Origin of the sequence: Embleya sp. NPDC050493, assembly GCF_044458105.1 — a bacterium.
Lineage (GTDB): Bacteria > Actinomycetota > Actinomycetes > Streptomycetales > Streptomycetaceae > Embleya.
In genome coordinates, this window is sequence record NZ_JBITHP010000020.1 from 29,113 (window position 1) to 43,718 (window position 14,606).

General features: G+C 71.7%; 12 protein-coding genes. 11 read left to right on the forward strand and 1 reads right to left on the reverse strand.

The window, feature by feature from the left end; genetic code table 11:
• Positions 1-31: 31 nt before the first annotated feature.
• The 3 genes from ACIBM5_RS31335 to ACIBM5_RS31345 are packed head-to-tail and all read left to right on the forward strand — an operon-like array spanning position 32 to position 5,243.
• On the forward strand, positions 32-1,537 hold the full coding sequence (locus ACIBM5_RS31335) for an APC family permease (protein ID WP_396009936.1): 1,506 nt from the start codon (positions 32-34) through the stop codon (positions 1,535-1,537).
• Entirely contained in the window at positions 1,534-3,579 is a 2,046-nt protein-coding gene (locus tag ACIBM5_RS31340) for an NAD(P)-binding protein (protein WP_396009937.1), read from the forward strand. Before ACIBM5_RS31335 ends, ACIBM5_RS31340 begins: the two co-directional genes overlap by 4 nt.
• Positions 3,576-5,243 (forward strand): amidohydrolase, encoded by a 1,668-nt coding sequence (locus ACIBM5_RS31345; protein WP_396009938.1) that lies wholly within the window; start codon positions 3,576-3,578, stop codon positions 5,241-5,243. The genes ACIBM5_RS31340 and ACIBM5_RS31345 overlap by 4 nt, the downstream gene beginning before the upstream one ends.
• 179 nt (positions 5,244-5,422) lie before the next feature.
• Here ACIBM5_RS31345 and ACIBM5_RS31350 read toward each other — a convergent pair whose 3' ends face one another.
• The gene (locus ACIBM5_RS31350; RefSeq protein WP_396009939.1) at positions 5,423-6,127 is read right to left on the reverse strand and encodes a substrate-binding domain-containing protein; all 705 of its coding nucleotides are present in this window, start codon (positions 6,125-6,127) and stop codon (positions 5,423-5,425) included.
• Between the two features lie 95 nt (positions 6,128-6,222).
• On the opposite strand from ACIBM5_RS31350, the gene ACIBM5_RS31355 reads away from it, so the two are divergent.
• The 8 genes from ACIBM5_RS31355 to ACIBM5_RS31390 all read left to right on the forward strand — a co-directional run bounded on the left by ACIBM5_RS31355 (position 6,223) and on the right by ACIBM5_RS31390 (position 14,538).
• Positions 6,223-6,990, forward strand: a complete 768-nt coding sequence (locus ACIBM5_RS31355) for an IclR family transcriptional regulator (RefSeq protein WP_396009940.1) — start codon at positions 6,223-6,225, stop codon at positions 6,988-6,990.
• 307 nt (positions 6,991-7,297) lie between these two features.
• Positions 7,298-8,509 (forward strand): 4-hydroxybenzoate 3-monooxygenase, encoded by a 1,212-nt coding sequence (locus tag ACIBM5_RS31360; RefSeq protein ID WP_396009941.1) that lies wholly within the window; start codon positions 7,298-7,300, stop codon positions 8,507-8,509.
• A 33-nt stretch (positions 8,510-8,542) separates the two neighbouring features.
• Entirely contained in the window at positions 8,543-9,568 is a 1,026-nt protein-coding gene (locus ACIBM5_RS31365; protein WP_396009942.1) for an amidohydrolase family protein, read from the forward strand.
• 26 nt (positions 9,569-9,594) lie between these two features.
• Positions 9,595-10,284: a 4-carboxy-4-hydroxy-2-oxoadipate aldolase/oxaloacetate decarboxylase gene (ligK, locus tag ACIBM5_RS31370; protein WP_396009943.1), complete on the forward strand. Its 690-nt coding sequence runs from the start codon at positions 9,595-9,597 to the stop codon at positions 10,282-10,284.
• 2 nt (positions 10,285-10,286) lie between these two features.
• Entirely contained in the window at positions 10,287-11,207 is a 921-nt protein-coding gene (locus ACIBM5_RS31375; RefSeq protein WP_396009944.1) for an amidohydrolase family protein, read from the forward strand.
• A gap of 24 nt (positions 11,208-11,231) precedes the next feature.
• The gene (gene ligA, locus ACIBM5_RS31380; protein WP_396009945.1) at positions 11,232-12,542 is read left to right on the forward strand and encodes a protocatechuate 4,5-dioxygenase subunit alpha; all 1,311 of its coding nucleotides are present in this window, start codon (positions 11,232-11,234) and stop codon (positions 12,540-12,542) included.
• Positions 12,539-13,513 carry a Gfo/Idh/MocA family oxidoreductase gene (locus ACIBM5_RS31385; RefSeq protein ID WP_396009946.1) on the forward strand — a complete coding sequence of 325 codons (975 nt, stop codon included), beginning with the start codon at positions 12,539-12,541 and terminating at the stop codon, positions 13,511-13,513. The genes ligA and ACIBM5_RS31385 overlap by 4 nt, the downstream gene beginning before the upstream one ends.
• Entirely contained in the window at positions 13,510-14,538 is a 1,029-nt protein-coding gene (locus tag ACIBM5_RS31390) for an aldo/keto reductase (RefSeq protein ID WP_396009947.1), read from the forward strand. The genes ACIBM5_RS31385 and ACIBM5_RS31390 overlap by 4 nt, the downstream gene beginning before the upstream one ends.
• Positions 14,539-14,606: the final 68 nt, after the last annotated feature.

Sequence of the window (14,606 nt, forward strand, 5' to 3'; positions counted from 1 at the left end):
AACTTCACCCTATAGTTTTGTGGGGGCATCCATGAACTCCTCCCCGACTTCTTCCCCCTCCCCGACTCCCGCGCCGTCCCCCTTCGCCGCCGAGCCGCCGAGGCCGACCTCCGGGACGACCCTCCGGCGCGACGCGATCGGGACCTGGGACCTCGTGTTCTTCGTCGTGGCGGCCGCCGCGCCGCTCACCGTCATGGCCGGCGTCGCCCCGATCGGAATCGCCGTGGCCGGCCCGGGCGCGGTCGCCGGATACCTGATCGCCGGCATCGCCCTCGCACTGTTCGCGGTCGGTTTCACCGCGATGAGTCGACACGTGAACAACGCCGGCGCGTTCTACGCCTACATCGCCCAGGGGCTCGGCCGCCCCGCGGGCGTCGGCGCCGCCCTGGTGGCCCTGGTCGCGTACTCCGGCATCGGCATCGGCCTCTACGGCGCCTTCGGATTCTTCGCCCACACCACCGGCGACGACCTGCTGCACCTCGATCTCCCGTGGTGGATCTGGACGTTGGCGTCCGTAGCCCTGGTCTGGCTGCTCGGCTTCCGGCAGGTCACGCTCAGCGCCAAGATCCTGGGTGTCGCACTCGGTGCCGAGGTGCTGATCCTGAGTGTGCTTGCGGTGGCCGTACTGGCGCAGGGCGGTCCCGAAGGCTTCAGCGTCGAACCCTTCCGCTCGGACAACATCTTCACCGACGGCTTCGCCGGGGCCCTGTCGATCACCTTCGGCGCGTTCATCGGGTTCGAGGCGACCGCGATCTACGGCGAGGAGGCCCGGGACGCGGGCCGCGCGGTCGGCCGCGCCACCTACATCGCGGTCGGATTCCTCGCCGTGTTCTACACGTTCATCGCCTGGATCGTGGTGACGGCGTACGGACCCTCGCTGGTCACCGGCGCGGCCCGGGAGAACCCGCCCGCCCTGGTGTTCGCCGCGACCGACGAGTTCGTCGGCGCCTCGGCCGTCGACGTGATGAACGTGCTGATCGTGACCAGTTCGTTCGCCGCGATCCTGGCCTTCCACAACGCCGCGAACCGCTACTTCTTCGCCCTCGGACGCGAAGGCGTCCTGCCCCGGCCGCTGGCACGGGTCCACCCCGTCCACCGCTCGCCCTGGGTGGCGGGCGCGGTGAGCACGGCGCTGTCCGTGGTGATCATCGCCGGGTTCGCGCTGGCCGGCCTCGACCCGTTCCTCAAGCTGCTGATCTGGCTCAACTCCCCGGGAATCATCGGCGTCATGGCGCTCCAGGCGCTGTGCTCGTTCGCCGTCGTGGGCTTCTACCTGCGCCGCCCCGAACTACCCGGCTCACTCTGGGTGCGGATCATCGCCCCGCTGCTCGGCGGCCTCGTCCTGACCGCGGCCACGTGGCTCGCGGTCGACCACATGGACCTGCTCACCGCGGCCGACACCACCACGAATCTCGTCCTGCTCCTCCCACTGCCGATCGTCTTCGCGGCCGGCGTGCTGCTCGCGCTGCGGCTGCGCGCCACCGACCCGGCCCGATACGCCCGCCTGACCACCGACGTCGAGGAGGTCCCGGCATGAGCCGGTACACGCACACCAACCACACCGACCACGGAGACGACGGCGACCAGGGGAATGCCGACGCGAACCTCGCCCGCCCCACCGGCGCCGGTGGCCGCAACGACGACGAACTGGGCATGAAGCGCCGAATCAGCCGCCGCGACTTCCTGGACGGCGTGGCGATCGCCGCCACGGCGGCGGCGGTTCCGACCGTCCTGGCCGGCTCCGCCGCGGCCGCCCCGGCCGGGCCGCCGTCCGACACCGGTCCGGCGAGACCGGACGGCCGCCCGGCCGGGTACCCGCCCGCGCTGACCGGGATGCGCGGCAGCCAGGACGGCTCCTTCGAAATCGCCCACGCACTGCGCGACGGCACCTTCTGGGAGAAGGCCGGGCGACCGATCGACACCGGCGAGGAGTTCGACCTCGTCGTGGTCGGCGCCGGCATCAGCGGCCTGTCGGCGGCGCACTTCCACCTGCGCGACGTCGACCCGCACGCGCGCATCCTGGTGCTCGACCCGCACGACGACTTCGGCGGCCACGCCCGCCGCAACGAGTTCCGGGTGCGTGGCGAGACCCTCATCGGCTACGGCGGCTCGCAGTCCATCGAGTTCCCCAGCACGTACCCGCCCGAGGCCTCGCGGCTGCTGACCGACATCGGCATCGACCTCGACCGGTTCGACGACTGGTTCGACAAGGACTTCTACCGCAACCACGGCACCGCGCGGCGCGCCACGTTCTGGGCCAAGGAGGACTGGGGACGCGACCACCTGGTGGTCGGCGGCCGGGGCACCTCGATGGCCGCGCAACTGGCCGACGCCCCGCTCGACCCGGCGGCGAAGGCCCCGCTGGCCGCGCTGTTCGACGCCCCGCGGGACTACCTCGCCGGACTCACCCACGACCGGAAGATCGCCCGGCTCGCCGGTCTCAGCTACGGCTCCTATCTCACCGATGTCGCCGGACTGACCGGCGACGCCTACCGGTACCTGCGCCGCTTGCCGGCCGCCGGGACCGGCGCCAACTCCGACCAGTTCTCCGCACTGGACGCCGCGGCCCAGTCGTACCCCGGCACGTCCGGCCTCGGGCTGGACTTCGCGAACGGCCCATGGCCGGGACTGAGCAAGACCATGAACCGGTTCTGGGGCGCACAGGACCCCTACATCTTTCACTTCCCGGACGGCAACGCCACGGTCGCCCGCGCGCTCGTCCGCCGACTGATCCCCAGCGCCCTCCCCGGCCGCACCATCGAGGACCTCGTCACCAGCCGCTGCGACTACGGGCAACTCGACCACGGCCACCCGCGCCGTCGAATACGCCTCAACAGCACCGTGGTCCGCGCCAGGCACCGGCCCGGGAACCGCAGGGTCGACGTCGCGTACGTCCGCAACGGCCGTCTCGAGCAAGTCACCGCCCGCTCGGTCGTGTTGGCCTGCTGGAACAACCTCATCCCCTACATCGCACCGGACTTCACCCCCGCCCAGCACGCAGCCGGCCACCAAGCGGTCAAGTACCCGCTGCTCTACGCCACCGTCGCGCTGCGCGACTGGCGCGCGTTCCAACGGCTGGGCGCGAACTCGATCGGCTTCGTCGACAACTACTGGAACGGTGCCTCACTGGACTTCCCGGTCAGCATCGGCAAGTACAGGTTCTCCCGCGGCCCCAGCGAGCCGATCCTCCTGCACCTGGACACCGGCCTGACCGTGCCCGGCATGTCTGCGCAGGCGGGCGCGAAAGCGGCGCGCGGCCGACTCATGCGCACCACCTTCGAGGACCTCGAACGCGGCATCCGCGACCTGCTCGCCCGCGCCCTCGGCCCGTCCGGCTTCGACCCCGCCCGGGACATCGCCGGCCTGACCGTCAACCGTTGGGCGCACGGCTACGCCCGGTACTACGGCCTGCCGTTCGACGCCGCGTTCTGGCCGCACGGGCCCACACCCGCCGACATCGTCGGAACCCCGGTCGGCCGCATCACCGTCGCCACCACCGACCAGGCCCACCACGGATTCGTCGACGGCGCCATCGAAACCGCCTACCGCGCCGTCCGTTACCTCGGAGGCAGTGCTTGACCAGCCACCTCGCCGACCTCGTCCTGACCGGCGCCGCCGTGCACACCATGGCGCCCGGCGGCCAGGACGGGGCGGCCGTCCCCCGCCCCGACACCATCGCGATCCGAGCGGGCCGGATCGCCGCAGTCGGCACGGCCGCCGACCTACGCACCTGGATCGGCCCGGCCACCGAGGTGCGCGACCTGCCCGGCGGCATGGTGCTGCCCGCGTTCCAGGACGCGCACATCCACCCGCTCACCGGCGGCCTCGAACGCCTGCGCTGCGACCTTTCGCCGTACGACAGCCGCCCCCGCTACCTCGACGCGATCTCCGAATACGCCAAGAGCCACCCCGAGGCCGCGTGGATCTCCGGCGGGGGTTGGATGATGCCGGCCTTCCCCGGCGGCAACCCGAGCGCGGCCGACCTTGACGGCGTCGTCCCCGACCGACCCGTCTACCTCCCCAGCCGCGACCACCACAGCGCCTGGGTCAACACGCGCGCGCTCGAACTGGCCGGGCTCACCGCCGACACCCCGGACCCCACCGACGGACGGATCGAACGCGGCCCGGACGGACGCCCGATCGGGGTCCTGCACGAAGGAGCCATGCACCTGGTCGAACGCCTCATGCCCGCACCCGACCGGAACGACGAGGTCCGGGCACTGCTGGAGGCCCAGCACTACCTGCACTCCCTGGGCATCACCGCCTGGCAGGACGCCATCGTCGGCGACTACCCCGGCAGCCCCGACCCCACCGCGGCATACGCCGAACTGCTCGCCCACGGACAACTGACCGCGCGCGTACGCGGGTGCCTGTGGTGGCGCCGCGACCTCGGCCCCGACCAACTCGACGACCTGCTGCACCGCCGCGCGCTCGCCCCGCGAGGACTCGTCCTGGACGCCGTGAAGATCATGCAGGACGGCATCTGCGAGAACTTCACCGCGGCCACCCTGACGCCCTACCTGGACACACACGGCTGCCGCACCGCGAACCGCGGCCTGTCCTTCCTCACCCCCGCCGAACTCTCGATGGCGGTATCGGCCCTGCACGAAGCCGGGTTCCAGGCGCACTTCCACACGGTCGGCGAACGCGCGGTCCGCGACGCGCTGGACGCGGTCGAAAGCGCGATACGCCGACACGGACCGCGCGACCTGCGCCACCACCTCGCTCACGTCCAGATGGTCCACCCCGAAGACCTGCCCCGCTTCGCGGCTCTGGACGCCACAGCGAACATGCAGCCGGTGTGGGCGCAGCACGACGACCAGATGGACGTCCTCACCCTGCCCTATCTCGCCCCCGAACAGGCCGAATGGCAATACCCGTTCCGCGCCCTGGAGCGCCACGGAGCACACCTCGCGATGGGCAGCGACTGGCCCGTCTCGTCACCCGACCCGATCCTCGGCATCCACATCGCCGTCAACCGAGCCGCCCCCGGAGCCGCCCGACGCCCACCCCTGCTGCCCGGCCAACGCCTGAGCCTCGCCGGCGCACTGCGCGCCGCCACCCTGGGCGCGGCACGCGTGAACCACCTGGACGCCGTCACCGGCACGCTCGAAGTCGGCAAGGACGCCGACCTCGTCGTGCTCGACCGCGACCTGTTCGACCTGCCCGCGGCGGAGATCCACACCGCCACGGTCCGGACGACCATGACGCGCGGCATCGTCGTACACGACAGCTTCGACTGAACATCGTGTGCGCCCGACCCGTCGGGGCCGCGCCCGAAGGCCGGCCCCGACGGCGGCACTCCCGAACGGATCCGGCGCCGCGCGTGCACGCGGTCCCGCCGTCGGACGCCGCCTCGGAAGCGCACCGGCTGCCACCGAGCCGCGGCACTTCCGGCGAACTCGTCCTGGCTGTGGGCGCCTCAGACCGACACCGCCCGCATCCCGCGTGCCCGGGCGATTGCCGCGCCGGCCGCCGAGCCGAGCAGGTCGAGCACCGTCCGGGCCGACTCGGGGTCGTCCGACGCCGCCATCACCGCGCCGCTGAACGTCGACGCGATGGCGGTCTCCCCGGGCAGCGGCCCGACGACGAACACGCCCGGCAGATCCATCAGTTCGCTGTGCTGCTGTAGGGCCAGGTCGGCCTGGCCGGACGTCAGCAGGGTGCCCACCGGCACCCCCGGCGGGGCCTGCACGAGCCGGTCGCCGAGCGTGTCGGCGAGCCCGAGGCGGGCGATCAGCTCGATCAGGGCCGTCCCGCTCGGGCCGGTCGAGTAGGCGATCCGCCGCGCGCCGAGCAGCGCGGCGCGCAGGTCGGCTTCGCCGGCGAGGGCCGGGACCGGTGCGCCGGACGGCACCGCGGCGACGACCTGGGACACCCACAGCGGGCGCACCGTGGCGGCGAGCACGTGGCCTTCGGCGGCCAGCTTCGCCAGAGCGCCTTCGGCCAACACGGCCACGTCGCCCGCCGCGCCGTCGCGCACCCGCTGCGCGATCGCGACGCCGCCGCCCGCCTCGAAGTCCACCGGGATCCCGTGCGCCTGCCCGATGTGCTCGGCAAGCTCGGCCAGGATCTGCCGCGTCGCCATCGAGGACAGCCCACGGATCTGTCGGTTCTGCCGGTCCACGTTGTCGCCTCCTTGCGTCGGCGCGATCGTACGGCGTGCCACGGCCTACGCCGTCGACCGGTCCGCGTGATCGCCCGGTCTGGGAGACTGGCCGGGTGAGTACCACGCGGAGCACGGCGGCGGGAAAAGTCCTCAAGGTCCTGTCGACCTTCGACCGCGAGCACCAGAGGCAGACGCTGTCGGAGATCGCCCAGCGCACCGACCTGCCGGTGAGCACCGCGCACCGCGTGGTCATGGAACTCGCCGGGTGGGGCGCGATCGAACGCGGCGACGACGGTTCGTGGCACGTCGGGCTGCGCCTGTGGGAGATCGCGTCCGGCTGCCCGCAGACGCAGATCCTGCGTGACGTGGCGCTGCCGTTCATGCAGGACCTGTACGAGGGCACCCACGAGAACGTCCAGCTCGCCGTGCGCGAAGGCACCGAGCTGGTGTTCGTCGAACGGATCGCCGGGCACCACTCGGTCGAGCTGCTGACCATGGTCGGCTCCCGGTTCCCCATCGGCTCCACCGGCATGGGCCGGGTGCTGCTCGCGCACGCGCCCCGGCACATCCAGGACGCGGTCCTGGACGGGCCGCTGCGGTCCTGGACCCCGCACACCGTCACCGACCCGAAGGCGCTGCGCGAGCAGCTGGTCCGGATCCGCCACGAACAGGTCTTCGTCAGCGACCGGCAGCTGTCGGAGAGCACGACGGCGGTGGCCGCCGCGGTGCGGATCGGCCGTACCGGGCCGGTGACCGCGGCACTGGGCATCGTCATCGCGGCGGGCAACGCGAGCCGGCTGCGTGGCCTGCGCGAAGCCGCCCTGCGGGCCGCCTTCGCCATCTCCGACGAGCTGGGCCGACGCGCCAAGACGACCGCCTAGCCAGGCCGTGTCCGGCGGGTCTTGGTGGGGCCGCGCCGCCCGGCACCGCACCTCGCCGCACCGGAGAAACAGCCGAATGGAACCACTGTGCGGCTGCTTCTCCGGCACGCCGAGCCACGACACCGGACGACGCGACCTCAGCCACCAGGATCCACCGGACACGGCCTGGCACACCGGTTGCGGCACCGGTCGGAACACCGGCCGCGTTTGTTTCCGCCTGACGGAAACGGGGCTGACCGCGGAGGGGGCGGACTGCCAGCGTTCCGGGTAACCGCGCAGTTCAGCAGTCACCCGGGAGAAGAACCCCATGGCCGATGCCGCCGTCGATTCCGTCACGCCGGTCCCCGTTGTCATCGTCGGGGCCGGTCCGGCCGGCCTGATGCTCGCGCACCTGCTCGGCCGGGCCGGGATCGAGACGATAGCCCTCGACACGCGCACCCGGCACGAGATCGAGACCACTCAGCGCGCCGGCATCCTCGAAGCCGACGTGGCCCGCGACCTGGTCGAAACCGGTGTCTCCGACCGGATCCTGCGCGACGGCTACGAGCACGAGGGCATCGAGCTGCGCTTCGGCGGCCGGGCGCACCGCATCGACTTCCGGGAACTCGTCGGCGAGTCGGTGTGGCTCTACCCGCAGACCGACGTCTTCATCGACCTCGCCGACGCCCGCGAACGCGACGGCGGCACGGTCCGGTTCGGCGTCGCGGACACCGAAGTCCTGGACATCACCACCGACGATCCGCGGGTCCGCTACAGCACGGCGGACGGCGCCCGGCACGAGATCCGGGCCCGGTACGTGGTCGGCGCCGACGGCTCGCGCAGCATGTGCCGCGGCCTGGTTCCCGAGGACCGCCGGGTGCGCTACGGCAAGGAATACCCCTTCGCCTGGTTCGGCATCCTCGCCGAGGCGCCGATGAGCGCGCCCGAACTGATCTACGCCCACTCCGAGCACGGCTTCGCGCTCATCAGTCAGCGCACCGAGACCGTGCAGCGCATGTACTTCCAGTGCGACCCCGAGGAGTCCGTCGACGCATGGCCGGACGAGCGCGTCTGGGAGACCCTCCAGGCCCGGGTGGCCGGCCCGGACGGCTTCCGCCTCGAGGAGGGCCCGGTCTTCGAGAAGTCCGTGCTGAAGTTCCGCTCGTTCGTCCAGGAACCGATGCGCTGGGGCTCGATGGTGCTGGCGGGCGACGCCGCGCACACCGTGCCCCCCACCGGCGCCCGCGGCCTCAATCTGGCGCTGCACGACGTCAAGGTGCTCGCCAAGGTGCTGGTGCGGGCGCTCGGCGCCGAAGGCGAGAACGCGCTGGACGACTACCAGCCGCAGGCCCTGCAACGGGTGTGGCGGGCGCAGAACTTCTCGTACTGGATGACCCGGATGCTGCACACCGCCCCCGGCGGTTCGGACTACGACCTGCGCCGCCAGCTCGGCGAGCTGGACAACGTCGTCGGCACCCGGGCCGGCCGCACCTACCTGGCCGAGCAGTACACCGGCTGGCCCACCCGCCCGAACGCCTGACCCGCCCGACGCGCGACCCCGAGGAGAGCACGCATGATCATCGATTGCCACGGGCACTTCACCACCGCCCCGCCGCAGCTCGCAACATGGCGGGACCGGCAGGTGGCGGCGGTCGGCGACCCGCGCGACGCTCCCGACCCCGACGACCTGGTCATCGGCGACGACGACCTGCGCCGGGCGATCGAGGGCAACCAGCTGCGGCTCATGGACGAGCGCGGCAGCGACCTGACGATCTTCTCGCCGCGCGCCAGCTTCATGGCCCACCACATCGGCGACTTCGAGGTCTCCTCGGTCTGGGCGCGGATCTGCAACGACCTGGTGTACCGAGTCGGCACCCTCTACCCGGACCGGTTCGCGATGGGCGCCATGCTGCCGCAGTCGCCGGGCGTCGACCCGGCCACGTGCGTGCCCGAGCTGCGCCGCGCGGTCGAGGAACTCGGCGCGGTCACGGTCAACCTCAACCCGGACCCGTCCGGCGGCAAGTGGACCGCCCCGCCGCTGACCGACCGCAGCTGGTACCCGATCTACGAGGCCATGGCCGAGTACGACATCCCGGCGATGATCCACGTCAGCACGTCGTGCAACCCGGCCTTCCACACCACCGGCGCGCACTACCTCAACGCCGACACCACGGCGTTCATGCAGCTGATCCAGGGCGACCTGTTCAAGGACTTCCCGACGCTGAGGTTCGTCATCCCGCACGGCGGCGGCGCGGTGCCCTACCACTGGGGCCGCTTCCGGGGTCTGGCGATGGCGCTCGGCAAGCCGGACCCGGAGACGCTGCTGGACAACGTCTTCTTCGACACGTGCGTCTACCACCAGCCCGGCATCGACCTGCTCACCCGGGTCGTCCCGAGCCGCTCGGTGCTCTTCGCCAGCGAGATGATCGGCGCCGTCCGCGACGTCGACCCGCGCACCGGGCACTGCTTCGACGACACCAAGCGGTACGTCGAAGCCACCACGAACCTCACCGACGCCGAGCGCGAAGCCGTCTACTCCGGCAATGCCCTGCGCGTCTACCCCCGCCTCGCCGACCGCCTCGCCGCGGCCGGCCGCTGACCCGCCGAGCCCAGGAGACGGAACACATGGAGCACACCGAGATCGGCGTCGTCCACACGGCGATCACCCGGGCCGACCCGGAGGCCGTGGCCGCGCTGTCCGCGTTCGGCGTGGCGACGATCCACGAGGCGATGGGCCGCGTCGGCCTGATGCGCCCGTACCTGCGCGGCGTCTACCCGAAGGCCCGCCTGTGCGGGACCGCGGTGACCGTTCTGCTGCAGCCCGGCGACAACTGGATGCTGCACGTCGCCGCCGAGCAGGTCCGGGAAGGCGATGTCGTCGTCGCGGCCTGCACCACGGAGAGCGAGGACGGCTTCTTCGGCGAACTCCTCGCCACATCGTTCCGCGCCCGCGGCGCCAGGGGTCTGGTCATCGACGGCGGCGTGCGCGACGTCGCGGACCTGGAGGAGATGGACTTTCCGGTGTTCTCCCGGGCGATCAACGCCAAGGGCACCGTCAAGGCCACGCTCGGCTCGGTCAACGTGCCGGTCGTCTGCGCCAACGCCCTCGTGCGTCCCGGCGACGTCGTGATCGCCGACATCGACGGCGTCGTCGTGGTGCCGCGCGAGCGCGCCGCCGAGGTCGCCGCCGCGTCCGCGAAGCGCGAGGCCAACGAGGAAGGCAAGCGGCAGCGGTTCCGCGAGGGCGAGCTGGGCCTGGACATGTACGGCATGCGCGGCCCGCTGGCCGAGCTGGGCCTGCGGTACGAGGACTGACCATGACCGAGACGTTCGAGAAGACCCCCGGCTGGCTCGATTGGTACGCGAACCCGAGCCGCCCGCGCTACGAACTCCCCGAAGGCGCCGTCGACGCGCACTGCCACGTCTTCGGCCCCGGCGCGGAGTTCCCGTACGCCCCGGAGCGCAAGTACACCCCGTCCGACGCCTCCAAGGCGCAGCTCTTCGCGCTCCGCGACCACCTCGGCCTCACCCGCAACGTGGTCGTGCAGGCGACCTGCCACGGCGCCGACAACCGCGCCCTGGTCGACGCCCTGCGGGCCTGCGGCGGCCTGGCCCGCGGCGTCGCCACGGTCGAGCCCGGCGTGGCTGACGCGCAGCTGCGCGAGCTGCACGAGGCGGGCGTCCGCGGCGTGCGGTTCAACTTCGTCAAGCGGCTCGTCGACGCGGCGCCGCGCGAGGACCTGTGGGACGTCGTCGAGCGGATCAAGCCGTACGGCTGGCACGTGGTCGTCTACTTCGAGGCCGCCGACCTCGCCGATCTGCGCGACTTCTTCCTCGACATCCCGGTGCCGCTGGTCGTCGACCACATGGGCCGCCCCGACGTCACCAAGGACCCGCACGGCCCCGAGTTCGCGGCATTCGTCGACTTCATGCGGGCCCGCCCGGACATCTGGTGCAAGGTGACCTGCCCGGAGCGTCTCTCGCAGAGCGGCCCACGCGCCCTCGACGGCGAGCGGAACGCCTACCGCGACGTCGTCCCGTTCGCCCGCCGCATCGTCGAGGAGTTCCCCGACCGCGTGCTGTGGGGCACCGACTGGCCGCACCCCAACCTCAAGGACCACATGCCGGACGACGGCCTGCTGGTCGACTTCATCCCACACATCGCACCCACCCCGGAACTCCGGCACAAGCTGCTCGTGGACAACCCGATGCGCCTGTACTGGCCGGACGCCGGCTGACCGCCGGACGATTGGAGCCCCGCCATGGCATTGGACCGGACGTACCGACTGGTTCCGGGAACGACGATCTTCGACGCGGAGCAGGCCGCGAAGGGATACCACCTCAACCAGTTCTGCATGTCGCTGATGAAGGCGGACAACCGCGCCCGCTTCCTCGCCGACCAGCGCGCCTACCTGGACGAGTGGCCGCTGCGTGAGGCGCAGAAGCAGGCGCTGCTCGACCGCGACCTCAACGCCGCGATGCGCGAAGGCGGCAACATCTACTTCCTCGCGAAGTGGGGCGCGGCGCTGGGACTGTCGTTCCAGCAGATGGCCGGGTCGATGACCGGCATGACCGAGCAGGAATACCGCGACATGATGGTCGGCGGCGGCCGCTCCCTCGAGGGCAACCGCATCGACCACGCCGTCCTCGACGCCGCCTACGCCGACCGGACGCCGGCCGCCGAGCACGCGGTGATCACCAGCGCGGTGTTCACCTCGCACGTTCCGGCGATCGGCGCGGCGCTGGACCACGGCAAGACCGAAGAGCCGTACTGGCAGCCGCTCTTCGCGGGCTACGACTACGCCAAACGGTGGGAGAGGGACGACCTCCCCGACGTGGTCTTCCTGGTCTACAACGACCACGCCACCGCGTTCGACTCGTCGATCGTCCCGACGTTCGTGCTCGGCACCGGCGCCGCCTACCCGACCGCCGACGAGGGCTACGGCCCCCGCCCGGTCCCCGGCATCGAGGGTGACCCGGGCCTGGCCGCGCACATCGCGCACTCGCTCATCCAGGACGACTTCGACCTGACACTCGTCAACGAGATGCCGGTCGACCACGGCCTGACCGTGCCGCTGTCGCTGATGTTCGGCGACGTCGAGAAGTGGCCGGTCAGGGTCATCCCGTTCCTCGTCAACGTCGTGCAATACCCGGCGCCGTCCGGTGCCCGGTGCTTCAAGCTCGGCCAGGCGCTGCGCAAGGCCATCGAGTCCTACGAGAAGCCGCTGAGGGTCCAGGTGTGGGGCACCGGCGGCATGAGCCACCAACTCCAGGGCCCGCGCGCCGGTTTGATCAATCGCGAGTGGGACAACGCGTTCCTCGACGAGCTGATCGAGAACCCCGCGGGCCTGGCACGGGTGCCGCACCTGGAGTACGTCGAGCAGGCGGGGTCGGAGGGCATCGAGCTGGTCATGTGGCTGATCGCGCGCGGCGCGCTGAGCGACATCGACGGCACCGGCGAGGTCGAGGTCAAGCACCGCTTCTACCATGTGCCGGCGTCCAACACCGCCGTCGGCCACCTGATCCTGGAAAACCACCCGCGGGCCGCGGAGCCCGCCGAAGGAGTGTCATGACTGACGAGCAGACCGTCCGGATCGCCCTCGCCGGAGGCGGCGCGTTCGGCGCCAAGCACGCGGCCGCGCTCAAGCGCATCGAGGGCGTCGAGGTCGTCGCCGTGGTGAGCAGCAGCCTGGAGAGCGCCGAGCGGTTCGCCGCCGAGCAGGGCGTCGGCCGCGGCGTCGCCTCGCTGGACGAGGTGTTGGCGACGGACGACGTGGACGCCGTCATCCTCGCCACCCCCACCCGGATGCACGCCGCGCAGACCATCGCGTGTCTGGAAGCCGGCAAGCACGTCCAGGTGGAGATCCCGCTGGCCGACTCGCTCGCCGACGCCGAGGCCTGCCTCGAAGCCCGGCAGCGCACCGGCCTGGTCGCGATGGTCGGGCACACCCGCCGGTTCAACCCGAGCCACCAGTGGGTGAAGCGCCGCATCGAGGCCGGCGAGTACGGCATTCAGCAGATGGACGTACAGACGTACTTCTTCCGCCGCGAGAACCTCAACGCGCTCGGCCGGCCGCGCTCGTGGACCGACCACCTGTTGTGGCACCACGCCGCGCACACCGTCGACCTGTTCGCGTACCAGACCGGCTCGCCGATCGTGCAGGCCAACGCGGTCCAGGGCCCGATCCACCCCGAGTTGGGCATCGCCATGGACATGTCGATCCAGCTGCGCGCGCAGAACGGCGCCATCTGCACCCTGTCGCTGTCGTTCAACAACGACGGGCCGCTCGGCACGTTCTTCCGCTACATCGGCGACACGGGCACCTACATCGCCCGCTACGACGACCTGTTCACCGGCAAGGAAGAGCCGATCGACGTCAGCGGCGTCGACGTCTCGACGGACGGCATCGAACTCCAGGACCGCGAGTTCGTCGCCGCCATCCGCGAAGGCCGCGAGCCGAACTCGTCCATCGCCCAGGTGTTGTCCTGCTACCGCACACTGGCCGCCCTCGAAGCGCAGCTCACCGCTGCCGCGACCGCGTGACCCCCGCCCCGGTGGCCGGTCCGGCCCGCGCGCCGCGCCGGATCGGCCCCTTCGAGGTCCCCGCGATCGGGCTCGGCTGCATGAACGTCAGCCACGCCTACGGCATCGCGCCCACCACGGAGGACGCGGAACGGCTCCTGCGCACGGCCGTGTCGGAGGGCGTCACGCTCTTCGACACCGCCGCGCTCTACGGCTTCGGCGCCAACGAGGAACTCGTCGGCCGCGTACTGGCCGACCACCGGGACGCGATCGTGCTGGCCGACAAGTGCGGCATGACCGGCGTCAACGGCAAGCGTGTCATCGACGGCCGCCCCGAGACCATCCGGCGCACGGCCGACGAGGCCCTGACCCGGCTCGGGACCGACGTCATCGACCTGTACTACCTGCACCGGTACGACCGGCGGGTCCCGATCGAGGACAGCGTCGGCGCGATGGCCGAACTGGTCGCGGCCGGGAAGGTGCGCACGCTCGGGCTCTCCGAGGTGTCCGTCGACACGCTGCGCAAGGCGCACGCCGTGCACCCGATCACGGCGCTGCAGAACGAGTACAGCCTGTGGTCGCGCAACCCGGAGGAAGGCACGCTCGCCGCGGCTGCCGAACTCGGCGTCGCCCTCGTCGCGTTCAGCCCGCTCGCGCGCGGCTTCCTGACGGCCGCGCCGCCCGACCCGGCGACGCTGCCGGAGAACGACATCCGGCGGAACATGCCGCGCTTCGCCGCGGACAACTACGCCGCCAACCTGGTGCTGCACGCCCGGATCGCGGACATCGCCCGCGACGCGGGCTGCACTCCCGCGCAACTGGCCCTCGCGTGGGTACTGTCGCGCGGCGAACACGTCGTCGCCATCCCGGGCACGCGTTCCATCGCCCACCTGCGCGAGAACATGGCCGTTCTGGAACTCGACGTGCCCGCACAGGCGCTGGAGGCGGCCGGACGGGTCCTGAACGCGGCGACCGTGCACGGGTCCCGCTACAACGACGCCACCTTGGCGGAGATCGACACGGAGCGCTGCGGCGCCGCGGGGTGACGCGGTGGTGACGTGCGCTTCGACGGCCCCGGGCCGGAGGTCGAGCCTCCGGCCCGGAGGCGATCGCA

Coding starts and splice junctions, on each gene's coding strand:
- ACIBM5_RS31365 (WP_396009942.1), top strand. CDS start 8,543: ATGATCATCGATTGCCACGGGCACTTCACCACCGCCCCGCCGCAGCTC.
- ligK (WP_396009943.1), top strand. CDS start 9,595: ATGGAGCACACCGAGATCGGCGTCGTCCACACGGCGATCACCCGGGCC.
- ACIBM5_RS31340 (WP_396009937.1), top strand. CDS start 1,534: ATGAGCCGGTACACGCACACCAACCACACCGACCACGGAGACGACGGC.
- ACIBM5_RS31360 (WP_396009941.1), top strand. CDS start 7,298: ATGGCCGATGCCGCCGTCGATTCCGTCACGCCGGTCCCCGTTGTCATC.
- ACIBM5_RS31335 (WP_396009936.1), top strand. CDS start 32: ATGAACTCCTCCCCGACTTCTTCCCCCTCCCCGACTCCCGCGCCGTCC.
- ACIBM5_RS31385 (WP_396009946.1), top strand. CDS start 12,539: ATGACTGACGAGCAGACCGTCCGGATCGCCCTCGCCGGAGGCGGCGCG.
- ACIBM5_RS31375 (WP_396009944.1), top strand. CDS start 10,287: ATGACCGAGACGTTCGAGAAGACCCCCGGCTGGCTCGATTGGTACGCG.
- ligA (WP_396009945.1), top strand. CDS start 11,232: ATGGCATTGGACCGGACGTACCGACTGGTTCCGGGAACGACGATCTTC.